The 16,529-nt window shown below is 74.0% G+C and carries 12 protein-coding genes; 4 read left to right on the forward strand and 8 right to left on the reverse strand.

Features of this window, described 5'->3' with window-relative positions:
* The 3 genes from ACZ6WH_RS28015 to ACZ6WH_RS28025 all read left to right on the forward strand — a co-directional run bounded on the left by ACZ6WH_RS28015 (position 1) and on the right by ACZ6WH_RS28025 (position 4,303).
* Positions 1-1,332, forward strand: a complete 1,332-nt coding sequence (locus tag ACZ6WH_RS28015) for a PP2C family serine/threonine-protein phosphatase (protein ID WP_469731595.1) — start codon at positions 1-3, stop codon at positions 1,330-1,332.
* 140 nt (positions 1,333-1,472) lie between these two features.
* Positions 1,473-2,828: a vWA domain-containing protein gene (locus ACZ6WH_RS28020; RefSeq protein WP_469731597.1), complete on the forward strand. Its 1,356-nt coding sequence runs from the start codon at positions 1,473-1,475 to the stop codon at positions 2,826-2,828.
* A 62-nt stretch (positions 2,829-2,890) separates the two neighbouring features.
* Positions 2,891-4,303 carry an FHA domain-containing protein gene (locus tag ACZ6WH_RS28025; RefSeq protein WP_469731599.1) on the forward strand — a complete coding sequence of 471 codons (1,413 nt, stop codon included), beginning with the start codon at positions 2,891-2,893 and terminating at the stop codon, positions 4,301-4,303.
* Here the strand turns inward: ACZ6WH_RS28025 and ACZ6WH_RS28030 are convergent.
* The gene (locus ACZ6WH_RS28030) at positions 4,284-5,363 is read right to left on the reverse strand and encodes a methyltransferase domain-containing protein (protein WP_469731601.1); all 1,080 of its coding nucleotides are present in this window, start codon (positions 5,361-5,363) and stop codon (positions 4,284-4,286) included. The genes ACZ6WH_RS28025 and ACZ6WH_RS28030 overlap by 20 nt on opposite strands.
* A 96-nt stretch (positions 5,364-5,459) precedes the next feature.
* Here ACZ6WH_RS28030 and ACZ6WH_RS28035 point away from each other — a divergent pair, with 96 nt between their 5' ends.
* Entirely contained in the window at positions 5,460-5,864 is a 405-nt protein-coding gene (locus ACZ6WH_RS28035) for a globin (protein ID WP_361566550.1), read from the forward strand.
* An 88-nt stretch (positions 5,865-5,952) separates the two neighbouring features.
* Here ACZ6WH_RS28035 and ACZ6WH_RS28040 read toward each other — a convergent pair whose 3' ends face one another.
* The 7 genes from ACZ6WH_RS28040 to ACZ6WH_RS28070 all read right to left on the reverse strand — a co-directional run bounded on the left by ACZ6WH_RS28040 (position 5,953) and on the right by ACZ6WH_RS28070 (position 16,423).
* A complete protein-coding gene (locus ACZ6WH_RS28040) occupies positions 5,953-6,660 on the reverse strand; it encodes a DUF8010 domain-containing protein (protein ID WP_469731603.1) in 708 nt (235 codons plus the stop codon).
* Entirely contained in the window at positions 6,657-7,127 is a 471-nt protein-coding gene (locus ACZ6WH_RS28045; protein ID WP_469731605.1) for an acyl-CoA thioesterase, read from the reverse strand. The genes ACZ6WH_RS28040 and ACZ6WH_RS28045 overlap by 4 nt, the downstream gene beginning before the upstream one ends.
* A 10-nt stretch (positions 7,128-7,137) precedes the next feature.
* On the reverse strand, positions 7,138-8,802 hold the full coding sequence (ettA, locus tag ACZ6WH_RS28050; RefSeq protein WP_432854499.1) for an energy-dependent translational throttle protein EttA: 1,665 nt from the start codon (positions 8,800-8,802) through the stop codon (positions 7,138-7,140).
* A gap of 509 nt (positions 8,803-9,311) precedes the next feature.
* Entirely contained in the window at positions 9,312-10,724 is a 1,413-nt protein-coding gene (locus ACZ6WH_RS28055; protein ID WP_432854502.1) for a Cys-Gln thioester bond-forming surface protein, read from the reverse strand.
* 253 nt (positions 10,725-10,977) lie between these two features.
* The gene (locus tag ACZ6WH_RS28060; RefSeq protein ID WP_469731607.1) at positions 10,978-11,652 is read right to left on the reverse strand and encodes a single-stranded DNA-binding protein; all 675 of its coding nucleotides are present in this window, start codon (positions 11,650-11,652) and stop codon (positions 10,978-10,980) included.
* Between the two features lie 272 nt (positions 11,653-11,924).
* Positions 11,925-14,192 (reverse strand): GTPase, encoded by a 2,268-nt coding sequence (locus tag ACZ6WH_RS28065; protein WP_469731609.1) that lies wholly within the window; start codon positions 14,190-14,192, stop codon positions 11,925-11,927.
* A gap of 356 nt (positions 14,193-14,548) precedes the next feature.
* The gene (locus ACZ6WH_RS28070) at positions 14,549-16,423 is read right to left on the reverse strand and encodes a dynamin family protein (RefSeq protein ID WP_469731611.1); all 1,875 of its coding nucleotides are present in this window, start codon (positions 16,421-16,423) and stop codon (positions 14,549-14,551) included.
* Positions 16,424-16,529: the final 106 nt, after the last annotated feature.

The raw sequence follows: 16,529 nt of genomic DNA on the forward strand, positions 1-16,529 counted from the left end.
ATGGCAGTGACAGGTCCCTCCCGGTGCCCGGGCTGTGCCGAGCCGCTGGAGCCGGGGGACAACTTCTGCGGCGTGTGCGGAGCCGAACTCTCCGCCACGGCGGACGGGAACGCCGCGGCCGGGGACCACCCGACGCTCGCGCTCAGCCCCCAGGGGGTGCCCGGCGGTGCGTACGGCGGTTCCGGGGCCGGACGGCCCGACGAGGCGTACCGGGCGGCGCCGCCGCCCGCGCCGGAGACCCGGCTGCCGGACCCCGGCGCCGCGCCCCCGGCCGCCCCGGCACCGGCGGCTCCCGCGCCGGTGCCCCCCATGCCGGCCGCGCCGCCGGCGCCCGCCCCTGCACCGGCCGCGGAGGCCGGCCCGGCCGGGCCCCCTGCCGAGGCCCCCGCCGACCCCCGCGAGACGTTCGCCGCAACGTCCTGTGCCGCGTGCCGGACCGGCACCGTGGACCAGGACGGCTACTGCGAGCACTGCGGCCACGCCCAGCCCCGCGAGCGCGACCACTTCGAGCGGGAGCTGGGGCGGGTCGCGGCGGTCAGCGACCGCGGCCACCGCCACCACCGCAACGAGGACTTCTTCGCCGTCGCCGGCACCACGCTCACCGACGGCTCCCCGGCCGTGCTCGCCGTGGTCTGCGACGGCGTCTCCTCCGCGACCAGGCCCGACGACGCGTCGCAGGCAGCGGCCGAGACTGCGGCCGAGGCGCTGGTGGCGGCGCTCCCCCGGGAACCGCAGCCCCAACAGGCCATGCACGACGCGATCGTGGCCGCCGCCAAGGCCGTCGACGCGCTCGCGGCCTCGCCCGACGAGCCGCAGGAGCACGATCCGTACCGCCGGCAGAACGCCCCGGCCTGCACGCTCGTCGCGGCCGTCGCGGCGGGCGGGGTGCTGACCGTCGGCTGGATCGGCGACAGCCGCGTGTACTGGATCCCCGACGACCGCACGGCGCCCGGCGCCCGGCTCACCGAGGACGACTCCTGGGCCGCACAGATGGTGGCGAACAACCTGATGACGGAGGCGGAGGCGTACGCCGACGAACGGGCCCACGCCATCACCGGCTGGCTCGGCGCCGACGCGTACGAACTGCAGCCGCACACCGCCGCTTTCCGGCCGGACCGCTCCGGCGTCGTCGTGGTGTGCACCGACGGCCTGTGGAACTACACCGAGGCCGCGGACGAACTGGCCGACATACTGCCCCCGGACGCGGGTGAACGCCCGCTGCACGGCGCCCGGACACTGGTGCACCACGCCCTGGACAGCGGGGGCCACGACAACGTAACAGTGGCCCTGGTGCCGTTCCCGGTCCCCGCAGGCGGGGCAGGATCGGCCTGAGTCACCGCGGCGGCAGCGCCGCGCAGCAACCGCAGTGAACGGTCCGGCATCTGGGGAGGTGCCGACGGGGGGACGGCCTGGGGTACTTCCGCCCGCCCGCATGCCGACGAGCTTCGACGGAGCGTCAAGGAGCGGAAAAGATGGCCAACTTCTCGAAGTCCACGGTGCCGCGGTTCTCCGCGGAGGTGTACCAGAACGCGTACCTGCCCGAGGGCGGCCGCGAGGTGAACGCCATCGTCACGGTCACCGCCACCGGCGGCGGCACATCGGGGGGCCGGCCGCTCGCCGGCGCCGGGGAAGGCCCGTACTCCGCGCCGGGCGCCCCGGACGCCGCCGTGGTCGTGATGGTCGACTGCTCCGGCTCGATGGAGTACCCGCCGGCCAAGATGCGCAACGCCCGCGAGGCCACCGCCGCGGCCATCGACACCCTGCGCGACGGGGTGGCCTTCGCGGTGGTCGCCGGCACCCACCAGGCCGCCGAGGTCTACCCGGGCGGCGGCCGCCTCGCGCAGGCCTCGCCCGCCACCCGCGGCCAGGCCAAGGAGGCGCTGCGGCGGCTGAGGCCGGGCGGCGGCACGGCGATCGGCACCTGGCTGCGGCTGGCCGACCGGCTGCTGACCTCCTCCGACGCGGCGATCCGGCACGGCATCCTGCTCACCGACGGCCGCAACGAGCACGAGTCGCCCGAGGACCTGCGGGCCGTGCTGGACGCCTGCGCCGGGCGGTTCACCTGCGACGCGCGCGGGGTGGGCACGGACTGGGAGGTCGCGGAGGTCACCGGCATCGCCTCGGCCCTGCTGGGCAGCGCCGACATCGTCGCCGATCCGGCCGGGCTGGCGGCGGACTTCACGCGGATGATGGAGACCGCGATGGGCAAGGAGGTCGCGGACGTCGGACTGCGGGTGTGGACGCCGCAGGGCGCGGAGATCCGGTTCGTGAAGCAGGTCGCGCCGACCGTCGAGGACCTGACCGGCCGGCGCACCGATGCCGGGCCGCGGGCCGGCGTCTACCCGACCGGTTCCTGGGGCGACGAGTCCCGCGACTACCACCTGTGCGTACGGGTTCCGGACGCCGGTGTCGGCCGGGAGATGCTGGCCGCGCGGGTGGCACTGGTGCTCCCTGTGCCCGGCGGCGAGGCGCCCCGGACGCTCGCGCAGGGCCTGGTACGGGCGGTGTGGACATCGGACATGGCCGCATCGACGCAGATCAACCCGCAGGTGGCGCATTACACGGGGCAGGCGGAACTGGCGCACGCCATCCAGCAGGGGCTCGATGCGCGCAAGTCCGGCGATACGGACGGAGCGACCGCCCGGCTGGGCCGCGCCGTCCAGCTCGCGAGCGCCTCCGGCAACGAGGCCACCGCGAAACTGCTTGCGAAGGTGGTGGACGTCGTCGATGCCGCGACCGGTACTGTGCGGCTGAAGGCGAAGGTCGCGGAAGCGGACGAGATGACACTCGAAACACGCTCAACCAAGACAGTTCGCGTCAAAAAGTGACACACGAGTGACGAGCGAGACGTAACACCGTCGGAAGACGGTACGGAGGGGGACATACCGACATGCCGACCTGCCCGAACGGCCACCACTCAGTGGCCGAAGACTGGTGCGAGGTGTGCGGCCACCGCATGGCGGGCACTGTCGCTCCTCCGCCTCCCCCACCGCCCGGCTTCCCCGGCGCCCCGGCGCCCCAGCAGGGGGGCTACGGCTTCCCGCCGCCCCAGCCCCCGCCCGGCGCCGGCCAGGTCCCCGGCGGTCCCGCCACCGGCCAGGCCGAGCTGTGCCCGCAGTGCGGTACGCCGCGCGAGGCCATGGCGCCGTTCTGCGAGGAGTGCCGGTACAACTTCCTCACGCACTCCTCGACCTCCGCCTCGTACCCGGCGCCGCAGCAGCAGTCCGCGCAGCCGCCCGGCTTCCCGCCCCAGCCCGGACCGCCGGACCAGTACGAGTACCAGGGCTCCCGCCCCTCCCAGATGAACCGGCCCGCCGAGCCGCTGGGCCCCGGCGGGCAGCCGGGCCCCGCCGGCCCGCCCCCGCCGTACGGCGACGCGACGCCGCCGCCCGCGCCCTTCGGTGACGCGGGCCCGCCGCCCCCGCCGCAGCCGCAGGGCCAGTCCCAGGGCGGCGACGACTGGCTGCTCCCGCCCCCCGGCGGCCCGCAGCCGCCCGGCGCACCGCAGAACGCCGCCCCGCAGGCCCCGGCACCGCCCGGCGGCCCCGGCCCGTACGGACCGCCCGTCCCCGGCCAGCACGGTCCCGGCCCCCAGGGCCCCGGCCCACAGGGCTTCGACCAGCCCGGCCCGCAGGGTCCGGGCCCGCAGGGCTTCGACCAGCCCGGTCCGCCGCCCCCGCCGTACGAGCAGTCCGCGCCCCCGGCGCCGCCCGGCCCGTACGACTCGCAGCAGTCGGCCCCGTGGGAGCAGCCGCAGCAGCAGCCGTTCCCGCAGCAGCAACAGCAGCCGTACGACCAGCAGGGCCAGCAGCCGCCGCCGTACGACCAGGGTCAGCAGGCCCGGACCGGTGAGCAGCCGTGGCCCCCGGGCGGCGGCACCGGCCCCGTGCCGACCGCGGCCGGCTGGGTCGCGGTGATCGCTCCGGACCGTGAGTACTTCATGGCGATGATGGGCCGCAGCGGCCCGGAGGCCGCCGGCCTGAACCTGCCCGCCTACTCCCCCGAGCAGCAGCTGCAGCTCTCCGGCCAGCAGGTCACCATCGGCCGCCGCCGGCAGAGCACGGGCGAGTCGCCGGACATCGACCTGGCGCGCCCGCCGGAGGACCCGGGCGTCTCGCACCAGCACGCGATGCTGGTCCAGCAGCCGGACGGCGGCTGGGCCGTGGTGGACCAGAACTCCACCAACGGCACGACGATCAACGGCGGCGAGGAGCCGATCCAGCCGTACGTCCCGATCCCGCTCCAGGACGGCGACCGGGTGCACGTCGGCGCCTGGACGACGATCACGGTCCGCCGGGGCTGAGCTCCGACGCTCCCGGCCGGGGCCGGTCCCGGCCGGGCAGCGGCCAGCGGTGGGGCCCGTCGGGGTCGTCCAGCCACGCCCACTGCCGCCTGCCCGCGACCGTCACCCCGTACCGCTCCCGGTCCGGCCGGTGCTCCGCGCGCCACAGCGCGTACGCGGCCTGCGGGTCCAGCGTCCCGGCGCTCAGCGCGCGCAGGAAGTGGAAGCGCTCGTCGCGCAGCGCTTCCGTGGGCAGCGCGGCGGTCTCGGCCTGCGCCCTGTCCTGCCCACCGTCCCCCGAAGCGCCGCGGGGCCGGTCCGCGGGAGCCTCGGACCCGCCGCGCAGCCGCACGAAGTACGCCGGAGTCGACAGGAAACGTCCCTCCGCGTGCTCCGGCCCGGTCACCCGCAGCAGGACCAGCCCGGTGGCCAGCGGCGTGAGGATCAGCCCGCCGGTCCGGCACTGCGCCGGCCACGCCGGCGGCACGGACGGCAGCCGGCAGGTCGCCATGATCCGGTCGAACGGGGCCCGCTCCGGGCAGCCCGCCGCGCCGTCCCCGGTGAGCACCAGGGGCCGGTACCCGGCCGCCGCCAGGTGCTCCCGGGCCGGCCCGGTGATCTCCTCGTCGAGGTCCACGGTGGTGACACGCGCGTCGCCGAGCCGGTGCGCGAGCAGCGCCGCGTTGTAGCCCGTGCCCGTGCCGACCTCCAGCACCTCGTGCCCGTCCTCGACCGCCAGCGCGTCGAGCATCATGGCCATCAGCGACGGCTGGCTGCTGGAGGAGACCAGCTCCCCCTCCCGTACGTGGGTGGCCAGCGCGCCGTCCGTGTACGCCCCGCGCAGCCACTCCGCCCGGCGCTGCGGATCGGGGTGATCGGCGGCCCGCCGCTCGTACCCGCCGGCCGCGCCCACGTAGTACACGGGGACGAACAGATGCCGGGGCACCTCGGCGAACGCCGCCCGCCAGCGGGGGTCCGCGAGCCCGCCGCCCAGCGTGATCAGCCGCACCAGCCCGGCTCTCGCCGCCGCGGCCTCGGCGACGTACGGATCATGTGTCGGTTCCGCGCCGTTACCGCTCATGCCTCCACTGTGCTACGCCCGCGCCCCGGCCGTCCTCCCGCTGCCCGTGGTCCTAGATCTTCCGTACTCGGCCGGTGCGTCTGAGACGATGGAGGGGTGAACGAGATTCCGCGCGGCACGCTTCAGGACCAGACCTTCTACGAGCAGGTCGGTGGCGAGGAGACCTTCCGGCGTCTGGTGCACCGTTTCTACCAGGGCGTCGCTGAGGACCCGCTGCTCCGGCCCATGTACCCGGAGGAGGACCTCGGCCCGGCCGAGGAGCGCCTCACGCTGTTCCTCATGCAGTACTGGGGCGGTCCCCGTACGTACAGCGAGGGCCGCGGCCACCCCCGGCTGCGGATGCGGCACGCGCCCTTCACCGTCGACCGCGCGGCGCACGACGCCTGGCTGCGGCACATGCGGGACGCGGTGGACTCCCTGGAGCTGGCGCCCGAGCTGGAGACCCAGCTGTGGAACTACATGACGTACGCGGCCGCTTCGATGGTCAACTCGGAGGGCTGACGACGACCGGTGGCATGAACGGCGAGAGGCCGGACCCCCTCCCGGGGGCCCGGCCTCTCGCCGTTCGCCGGACGTGACCCGGGTCGGCTCAGGTCGGGGTGACCGAGAGGCCCTGGAGGCCGCCGGTACGGACGGCGATGGAGCCGTGCGGCGTACGGAACCGGAGCCAGCCGCCCGCGGCGAGCAGCGTGTACGGCTCCGGGAGGCGCCCGGCGCCCGCGGCGCCGACCGCGGCGCGCACCGGACGCAGGAAGCCCAGGGACTGCGCGGCGTGCACGGCGCGCAGCGGCAGATGCGTGTCGCCGACCGTGCGCGACCAGATCTCCCGGCCGATGCGGTCCCGTTCCGTACGGGTCCGCCGCTCCGGCGACAGCTCCGCGTCACGGGCGCGGAACTCGGCCACCGAGGCCGCGAGCGTCCGGCCCAGCGCGTCGGGCGCGGGCAGCCCCGGCACCCGGCGCCAGCCGCCCTGCGGCGGCAGCACCCCGGCCCACGGCGGGCCGGTGACCTCGGCGGGCACGGCGAGCGTGCCCGCCGGTTCCGCGAGGCCGTCGAGCAGTTCGCCGGCCGAGACGGTGGCGTCCAGCCGGGCCGGCTCCGCGAGCCGCGCCGTGCGGATGGCCAGCACCTCGAAGGACGGCGGCCGGCCGAAGACCGCGAGCACGCCGCCGTCGCCGGCTCCGCCGGGCGCCGCCTGCAGACGCACCGCGGCGGCCCGGTCGTAGTGCAGCAGCCGGGACAGGAAGGCGGCGAGGTCCGCCGCCTCCCCGTCGTCGGCGAGGCGCAGAACCGTCATGCGGCGACGGCTTCCGAGCGGTCGCTGCCGTTGCCGCTGTCGTCGGCGTCGTCCCGGTACTCCTGCAGGAACGACTTCTCCTCGGCCGTGATGCGCCGCGGACGCCCCGCTTCGAGGTCGTAGGGCACCACGACGGTCGAGGCGCGCACGTACACGGTCTCCCCTCGTTCCGGCGTGGCGGCGTCCTTGATCTCGTACTGGATCGTCAGCGAGGCCGCGGTGATCCGCGTCACCCAGGACTCGATGGTCACCGGCGCGTGCCGGTGGACCAGCGGACGCACGTAGTCGATCTCATGACGGGCCACGACGGACCCGCCGGAGAACGACGGGCTGCCGTCCCCCGGCGCCAGCCGGAACATGAAGTCGATCCGCGCCTCTTCGAGGTAGCGGAGGAAGACCACGTTGTTGACGTGGCCGAACGCATCCATGTCCGCCCAGCGCAGGGGGCAGGAGTAGACGTGTCGCACGCGATCAGCCTCAGCCTCGGGTCAGCTTCTTGTAGGTGGCGCGGTGCGGGCGGGCGGCGTCCGGGCCGAGCCGCTCGATCTTGTTCTTCTCGTACGACTCGAAGTTGCCCTCGAACCAGAACCACTTGGACTCGCCCTCGTACGCCAGGATGTGCGTGGCGACGCGGTCCAGGAACCAGCGGTCGTGGGAGACGACCACGGCGCAGCCCGGGAACTCCAGCAGCGCGTTCTCCAGCGAGGACAGGGTCTCGACGTCGAGGTCGTTGGTCGGCTCGTCGAGGAGCAGCAGGTTGCCGCCCTGCTTCAGGGTCAGCGCGAGGTTCAGGCGGTTGCGCTCACCACCGGAGAGCACGCCGGCCGGCTTCTGCTGGTCCGGGCCCTTGAAGCCGAACGCGGAGACGTACGCGCGGGACGGCATCTCGACCTGGCCCACGTTGATGTAGTCCAGCTCGTCCGACACCACGGCCCACAGGGTCTTCTTGGGGTCGATGTTGGCGCGGTTCTGGTCCACGTACGAGATCTTGACCGTGTCGCCGACCTTGATCGAACCGGAGTCCGCGGTCTCCAGGCCCTGGATCATCTTGAACAGCGTGGTCTTACCGGCACCGTTCGGGCCGATGACACCCACGATGCCGTTGCGCGGCAGGGTGAAGGAGAGGTCGTCGATGAGGACCTTGTCCCCGAACGCCTTCGAGAGGTTCTCGACCTCGACGACGATGTTGCCCAGACGCGGGCCCGGCGGGATCTGGATCTCCTCGAAGTCCAGCTTCCGGGTCTTCTCCGCCTCGGCCGCCATCTCCTCGTACCGCGTCAGACGCGACTTGGACTTGGCCTGCCGGCCCTTGGCGTTGGAGCGGACCCACTCCAGCTCTTCCTTCAGACGCTTCGCACGCTTGGCGTCCTTCTGCCCCTCGACCTTCAGGCGCGTGGCCTTCTTGTCCAGGTACGTGGAGTAGTTGCCCTCGTAGGGGTGCGCCCGGCCGCGGTCCAGCTCCAGGATCCACTCGGCCACGTTGTCGAGGAAGTACCGGTCGTGGGTGACGGCGACGACGGTGCCGCTGTACTGCGCGAGGTGCTGCTCCAGCCACTGCACGGACTCGGCGTCCAGGTGGTTGGTGGGCTCGTCGAGGAGCAGCAGGTCGGGGGCCTCCAGGAGGAGCTTGCAGAGCGCGACGCGGCGCTTCTCACCACCGGAGAGCTTGGTGACGCCCCAGTCGCCGGGCGGGCAGCCCAGCGCGTCCATGGCCTGCTCCAGCTGAGTGTCCAGGTCCCACGCGTTGGCGTGGTCCAGGTCCTCCTGCAGCTTGCCCATCTCGTCCATGAGCGCGTCGCTGTAGTCGGTCGCCATGAGCTCGGCGACCTCGTTGAAGCGGTGCAGCTTGTCCATGATCTCGCGGGCGCCGTCCTGGACGTTCTCCAGGACCGTCTTGGACTCGTCCAGCGGCGGCTCCTGCAGCAGCATGCCGACGCTGTAACCGGGCGACAGGAACGCGTCACCGTTGGACGGCTGCTCCAGGCCCGCCATGATCTTCAGCACCGTGGACTTACCGGCACCGTTGGGGCCCACGACACCGATCTTCGCTCCCGGCAGGAAGTTCAGGGTGACGTCGTCGAGGATCACCTTGTCGCCGTGCGCCTTGCGCGCCTTGCGCATGGTGTAAATGAACTCAGCCAAGAGAAACCGTCCGGCAGTCTGGATCTGGAAGTGGGCAGTACTACCCATCTTGCCGTACGCCGGTCCCCCGATGAAAACGGGTAACGACCCGAGCCCCCTCAACCCGGGGCCGAGAGGGGCTCCGGGGACGGTGAGGAGCGGGCGGGGAGCGGACGGGGAGCGGGCCGGGAAGAGGGCGGGGAAGAGGGCGGGGAGCGGGCCGGGGCCCTGCCGGCCAAGCCTGCGGGGGAGCGCTCCCGGGGCGGGGGCCGAGCCTCGGGGTGGCCCATCGCCGTCGACTCCGTGGACGGGCAGCCGACGGCCCCGTGGACGGGCAGCCGACGGCCCCGGGCGCCTGGGGCGCTCCGGGGCCGGGGCCTGGTGCTTGCGGTGAGCGCCGCTCACCGCGGGTCACGCCACTGCTACCGCGTGACCATGACGCCGGTCGTCGTTACCGCTGGACCGGTCTTCGGTACTGCACTGCTCTTACTGCGTGACGCCTCTTGCTGCGCGCCGTACTGCCGCGTGTCCTACTGCGTGACGCCGGCCTTCTTCTTGCGGAGGAAGAACACCGCCGCACCGCCGATCACGACCAGCGCGACCGCGACACCCGCGATCATCGGCGTGGCGTTGCTGGAACCGGTCTCCGCCAAGTCGCCACCGGTGTCACCGGCCGAGTCGCCACCCGTACCGCCGGCCGACGCCGGGCTCGGGTGCGCGGACGGGGCCGGGGTGCTGTCGCCACCGCTGCCCGCGGTCTTGCAGTCCAGGACGCCGGTGAACTGCTTCGAGAAGCCGTTGTCACCCTTGACCGTGATGTCGTACGACTGGTCCTCGGCGACCGGCACGGTCACCGTCTCGGACTTGCCGGGCGCGACCTCGTAGTCCTTGCCCGCCAGCTGGAAGTGGAACGCCTCGTCACCCTTGTTGCTGGCGGTGACGTCGACGCCGCCCTTCTTGCAGTCCTTCTCGGCGGTCACGGCCGGAACCGCGCCCTGCTTCGCCCAGGAGGCCGTCGCCACGGCGGAGACGGTGGACTCGCTGGAGCCCGCCAGGATCTGCGTCTGGCTCTTGGCGTGCTGACCGACACCGGTGAACGCGCGGCCCACCGGCACCTTCGTGGCGGCCTGGACCGTCAGCGAGGTGGAACCGTCCTCGGCACCGGCCGGCACGTCGAAGAACAGCTGCGAACCGTTGGGCGCGCTGGTGACCGGCTTGCCGCTCTTGTCGACGACCTTGACGCCGGACGGGGCGTCCGCCGCCGGGGTGACCGCCGCGCTCTGCGCGTTGGTGTGGACCGTGACCGGGCCGATCCGGCTGCCGGACTTGCCGGAGACGGCCGGCGGGTCGAGCGTCAGGGACGCCGTCGGCTCCTCCAGGTTCTGGGCGCTCTTCTCGAGGTAGTCCGCCAGCTTCTCCGCCGCGGGGTTCACCGCGTCGACGTCGGCGTGGTCGGAGAAGCGCCAGATCGCGACCTGCGTACCGGCCGCCGCGGTCTTCTCGGTGAGCGTCCCGGCACCCGCCTTCTGCGCGAGCGCGGCCAGGTCGTTCACCTGCGGGTAGGAGTTCTGCAGGATCCAGCGGATCTTGCCGGCGTCGCTGTTGTTGTGCAGCGACGACTGGCTCCAGGGCACTTCCTGGTACTTGGCCTGGTTCTGCGTCGGGTTGTGGATGTCGATGCAGTACGTCTGGAGCGCACCGCCCTTGTCGACAGCCATCTCGAACAGCCCGGCACCGATCTTCTGGTCCCGGCCGTTGTCGTGGATGACGGCCTGGTCGTAGACCTTCAGGCCACCGAGCGTGGCGGTGACGCCGCTGTGCGCCGGGGGCGCGTCATCCGCGACAGCAGGCCCCGCGGTGGCTATCGCGCCCGCCGCTGCCAGGCCCGAGGCCAGGACCGCGGCGGCAAGGCGGGCCGCACCGCGCCTCTTCACAGAAATCATGAAATTCCCCTCTGGGCGAGGCAGGTCGATGGGAGGTGGCCTCGCCGGAAAGAACCGAGAACTCAACAGCCGAACGGAACGATCGGCCCCCGTGAGTGCTCGTGATGATCAGCCCCCGTGAGTCACTCGTGGATCCTAGAGAGCGAGCGCAACAGCGTCCCCAGTGATGCCGTACGACAAGCGATCCGAATCGCAATCGTTACCGAACGAACCACCGTTGACCTGGGATTATCGACAAATCCCCGGGGGCAATTCAGGACACTGGCACCTTCTCCGGCGAATCACTTCCCATCACGGAAGCATCAATTCCGGCCCCATGGGCGTCATTTGCTGCTACGGAGCGCACAGTTCCGCTCGTGAAGAGGTCACTTCCCGGCAGTGGACGGTCAGTTGTCTTGCCTTCCGCTGTATTGCCTGCTGCTGTCCTGCCTTCTGCTTCGGAGGCGGTGCTCGGGTCGGCGCCCGGGTCGGGTGGGCTCGCGGGGGCGGGTGCGGGGGCGGCGGAGCCGGGTGCGGAGTCGGTCGCGTCAACGTCCGTGCCGGGGAAGGCCGTCGTCCGGGCAACGCGGCGGAAGGCGGCCGTGCCGCGGGTGAGGTCGTGCCCGATCGCCACGGCGTCGACCTCAGCCGCGAACCACCGGCCGCCACCCCGCTCCGGCGGGTGCTCCCCCTCGCGCATCGTCAACCTCCCCCGTACGAGGAGGGGTTCGCCGACGGCCACCGAGGCGGCGAGATTGTCGGCGAGGGTGCGCCAGGCCCGCACGGTGTAGAAACTCGTGGGGCCGTCCGTCCAGCGGCCCTGCTCCCTGTCGAACCGGCGCGGTGTGCACGCCATCCGGAACCTCGCCGCTGCCGCGCCGTCCTTGGTATAGCGGTGCTCCACCGCCGTCGCCGCGTTCCCCGTCAGCGTCACCATCGTGTCGGTCATCGTCGTCTCCCCCGTTCTGTCGCGGCCGTTCCGTTCTCCCCGGCGAGCTCCGAGCCCGCCATCGGCCGCGTCGTGAAATCCATGCTGCCCGGATTCGCGAAATCGCGTCGGGGGCTGTGGACAACCATCCGAGCGAGACGGGCGCGAAGGCCGCCGGAGGCCGAGTCGGGTCAGGTGGGGGCCGGGTGGGGAAAAGACCGCCACTCGTGTGGGTGAGCAGCCGCAGCGGCCGGGGCAACCGCACGCCTCGCCCGCCCCGGCCGGTCAGGCGCTCACGCGCCCGCCGCCACCGCGTACTGCTCGCGCACCTCCCGGTACCGCAGCAGTTCGGCCGCGACCGGCTCCAGCACCCGGGCCCGGCCGGCGCCCGCCGCCGCGGCCCGCAGCTCCCGCTCGGCGTCCTGCCCGTACCGCCGCGCCGGGCCGCGCGCGGCCACCCCGCACAGCCAGGACAACGCGGGCCCGCCGACCGTACCGATCGTGACCAGCGCCAACGCCGGCAGCCAGCCGGCTGCGCCGGACGCCCGGTCCACCCCGCACAGCAGGCCGACCATCCACAGGGCGCCCAGCACTTGGAGCCCGACCAGCAGCCCCTGTCCCCCGGCGGCCACGGTCCACCACCGCGGCTTCGCCGGCGGCCCGGCCCGCAACGCCTCGTCGGCCGCCTCCGCCGCCCGGTCCAGCGCTTCCGGCAGCCCGAGCGCTCCCTTGTCCGCCGCCTCGCGCACGGCCTGCGCCCACGGCACGGGCAGCCCCCGCGCCGCCCCACTCGCCACGGCCCGTACCGCCTGCTCCGTAACGGTCCGCGACGTCTGCGCGGCGGAGCCGGTGGAGACGGCGGAGGCAGCGGCGGAAGCGGAGGCGGTCGACGCAGCCGCCACGGACCGCGCGGACGGCACGGAGGGCGTGGAGGGCGTGGAGGGCGTGGAGGGTGCGGACGGCATGGAGGGCACGGACGCTCTGGAGGCGTTGGCGGAGCCGGCAGGACGGACCGGACCGGAGGCACCCGGCGACTCAGCGGCCCGGCCGTACACATGGGCTTGCCCGTACACATGGGCCTGTCCGTACTCGCTGCGCTGCCCGCCCCCCGCTCCTGTCGCCGCTCCCGTCGCCGCTCCGGTGACCGGGCCGCGTGGTCCCTCGGCAGCGGCTTCTCTTCGTCTCGCGGCGTCCGCGCGCCAGTTGCGGAGGCGTACCCACGGGGTGGCGCAGGCCCGCTCCGCGTGGCGCAGCCAGTCACGTTCCGCGGCGCGTCCGGTCGCCGCTGCGCCCACGGCCTCGGCGAGCCGTTCCTCGAAGTCCTCACGTGCCTGTTCGGTCAGGCCGACCTGGCCGTCCGCCACGTACACGGGCTGCAGCCGTTCCGCCGCCGCGTCCACGTCCGCCGCCAGGCGGCGCCCCGCCGCGCCCCGCTCCCCCACGAACTGCCGGAGGGCGTCCCGCAGTTCCTCCACGCCCTCACCGGTCGCCGCGGAGAGCGCGAGTACCGTGGCGCCCGGCTCGCCGTGTTCGCTGAGCGCCAGCCCGTCCTCGTCGAGCAGCCGCCGCAGATCGTCGACCACCTGGTCGGCGGCGTCGCCCGGCAGCCGGTCCACCTGGTTGAGCACCACGAACGTCACCTCGGCGTAGCCCGCCAACGGGCGCAGGTACCGCTCGTGCAGCACCGCGTCCGCGTACTTCTCCGGGTCCACGACCCAGATGACGGCGTCGACGATCTTCAGCAGCCGGTCCACCTGGTCACGGTGGCCGACGGCGGCCGAGTCGTGGTCCGGCAGGTCGAGCAGTACGAGTCCGCGCAGGGCGTGGTCGCCTGCGGGGCCGCCGGCCCGCCCGCCTTCGGGGGCGCCGTCCGACTCGGCACCCTGGACACCGCCCGGCCCCGCCGCCGTACCGGGGGCGTACCGCCGCGATACGGAGATCTCCAGCCGGTGCAGCAGGGCCTCGGCGCCCGCCCGGTCGCCCGGCCACACGCACGCCACGGGCTGCGAAGTGGTCGGCCGACGCGCGGCCACCTCCGAACACGGGGCGCCGGACAGCGCGTTGAAGAGCGACGACTTACCGCTGCCAGTCGCACCGGCGATCGCCACGACCGTGTGCTCGCCCGACAGCCGGCCCCGCTCGTCCGCCGCGTCCAGCACCTGTCCGGCCTCGTCCAGCGTCCGCCCGTCCAGCCGCGTCCGGGACAGCCCGATCAGCTCGCGCAGCGCGTCGATACGGGGCTGCAGCTCGTCCTCCACGGTGCGCCGTACGGGCGGCACGTACGCGTACGAGGGAGCGGCGTCCCGTGTCGCCCCGGCCACCGGCTCTCCCGGTCCCGCGTCCGCCGCGCCCCCCGAAGCGGCGGGGGCGGCCTGCGGTGCCGCGCCATCGGCCTCCGGTACGCCGTGCCGGTCCCGCGGTACGGGATGGTCCTCCCTCGACATGGCGCGGTAGCCCTCCTGCATGGCGCGGTACCCCTCCGGCGCAGCCGCCGGCGCAGCGCGGTACTCCTCCGGCGCGGCAGACACGCCCTCCGACGCGGCGCGACGGTCCTCCGGCACGGCCGAGTCGCCCTCCTGCACAGCCCGCCGAACCGCATGCCCCGCACGGCCGCCGTGATCGATGTGGCCACCGTGCCCGGCCCGGCTCCCGTCAGCAGCGCGCTCGCCATGAGCGGCCCGGCGTGCGATCAGCCCGTCGTCCCAGCCGCTCCTCCGTACAGCGCCGCCGTCCGTGCCCTCGCGCTCACCGCTCACCAGTAGCCCTTCCCGTACGAACCAGCAGAGTCCTCAACGTCATCGACAGCACCGACGGCAACCGAGGTCGCCGTGACCGCCACCGCCCGGGGCGCCCCCGACCAGGACGTCCCCGCAACCGCCCGGGACGTCCCCGAGCAGGGCACCCCCTCCGGCGCCCCTCACCCCGCCATCGCCCCCTCCGCCACCGGGCCGCGTTCGGCGGCCAGTTCCGTGCGCAGGACCGACAGGGCGGCGATCAGTCCGACCTGCTGGTCGGGCGGGACGGTCAGTTCGTCCAGGGGGGCCAGCCGGCGCTCGCGTTCGGCGGCCAGCGCCCTGCCCAGGTACGTGTCGAGCAGCGCGCCCCCCTTGTCGCGCAGCCGCAGCGCTCCGTGGGCGCCGAGCAGCTCGGCGAGGTTCTCGCCCGCCGTACGGGCCCGGCGGCCGCCCAGCAACGTGGTGGCCAGCAGCGCCGCCGCCTCTTCGGGTACCGCGGCCCCCGTACGTTCCGGGCCGCGCGGCTCTCCAGAGACACCGCGCGCGTCACGTGTCAGCCCCCGTACGCCGCCGAGCAGCCCGCGGGCGTCCCCGGCCGCCTCCCGTGCCGCGCGGGCCTCGCGTGCCTCCTCCTCCGCGAGTTCCTCCAGGCAGCGGCGCCAGCGCCGGGCAAGGATGCCGAGCCGTCCGGCGGTGCCCGCGTCTCGGGAGGCGGTGGGCCCGGCCGCTCCCCCGTGTGGCGAGGGTCCCTGCCCCAGTAGGGCGAGTCCGGCCGCCGCCGGATCGCGCCGCCAGACCTCCGCCGTCCGCTCGTCCGCCTCCTCGACCGCGCAGCACAAGAGGGAGGCGAGGCCGCGGGTGAGGGAGTCCAGCAGTTCGTCGGGGCGGCCACCGAGGGCGTGGTCGCGCCAGTTGGCGCGGGCGTCGCCCGAGAGGACGTCGCCGCCGGTCACCGCGGTCCGTACCCGTGCGAAGGCCATCTCGTACGCCTCGTCGACCCGGTCGGCCAGCCGGACCGCCGCGGCGTGCTGGGCGGCGGAGGCACCGGCCAGCGCGGGCAGCCGGCCGCGCAGCGAGGCGATCGCCCCGGCAACGGAGCGGGCCGCTGCCGCCTCCCGGGCCACCGGGTCCTCGGCGTGCCGCTCCAGCCAGGCGCGGAGCGCCGCGACCGCGGTGGCCGGCAGCAGGCCGCTGCCGCCGCCCGCCGACTCGGGCAGCTCGGGGATGGTGAAACGCGGCACGGCACCGAGGCCCGCGCGGTTCAGCAGGGCCGCGTACCGGTCCGTGATGTCCGGCGCGATCTGGTGCGGCACCCGGTCGAGCACGGTGACGAGCGTGACGTCGTACTCCTTGGCCGTGCGCAGCAGGTGCCAGGGGACGGCGTCGGCGTACCGCGCGGCCGTGGTGACCAGCACCCATACGTCCGCGGCGCAGATCAGCTCCGCCGCGAGCTCCCGGTTGCGGGCCACGAGGGAGTCGATGTCCGGGGCGTCCAGGAGGGCGAGCCCCCGGGGGACACCCCGGTCCGTCTCGATACGCAGCGGCGCGGGCCCGCCGTCTTCGGAAGCGGCGTCACCGTCCTCCTCCTCGCCCTCGTACGCGCCGAGCCCCGCGCCTCCTTCGTCCCCGTAAAAATCACTTCCGCACGAACCCTCCCCATACGGGTGATTCCCGGCGCCGCCCTGCTCGGGCATCCACAGGCGGACGAGGTCGGGCAGCACACGGGGGCCGGCGAACCAGTGCCGGTCGTCGGGGTGGCACACCAGGACGGGCGTACGCGTCGTGGGCCGCAGCACACCCGCCTCGGTGATGTGCCGCCCGACGAGGGAATTGACCAGTGTGGACTTCCCGGCGCCGGTGGATCCGCCGACGACCGCCAGGAGCGGTGCCTGAGGAGCGCGCAAACGGGGCATCACATAGTCGTCGAGGTGAGCGAGGAGTTCGGCACGATCGCGGCGGGCCCGCGCGGCCCCTGGAAGCGGCAGCGGGAAGCGCGCGGCGGCGACGCGGTCACGCAGCACGGAGAGCGCGTCGATGATCCGGGGTCCTACGTCCAAGGTCGCCACATGTGAAGAATGCCCAATTTCGACGCCTTTTTGAAGCGTATAGCCCCATGTGCGCGCCGTACGAACCCGCTCAAAACGGTATGTGTGACGCGTGGGA

Source organism: Streptomyces sp. NPDC050806, from assembly GCF_055586425.1.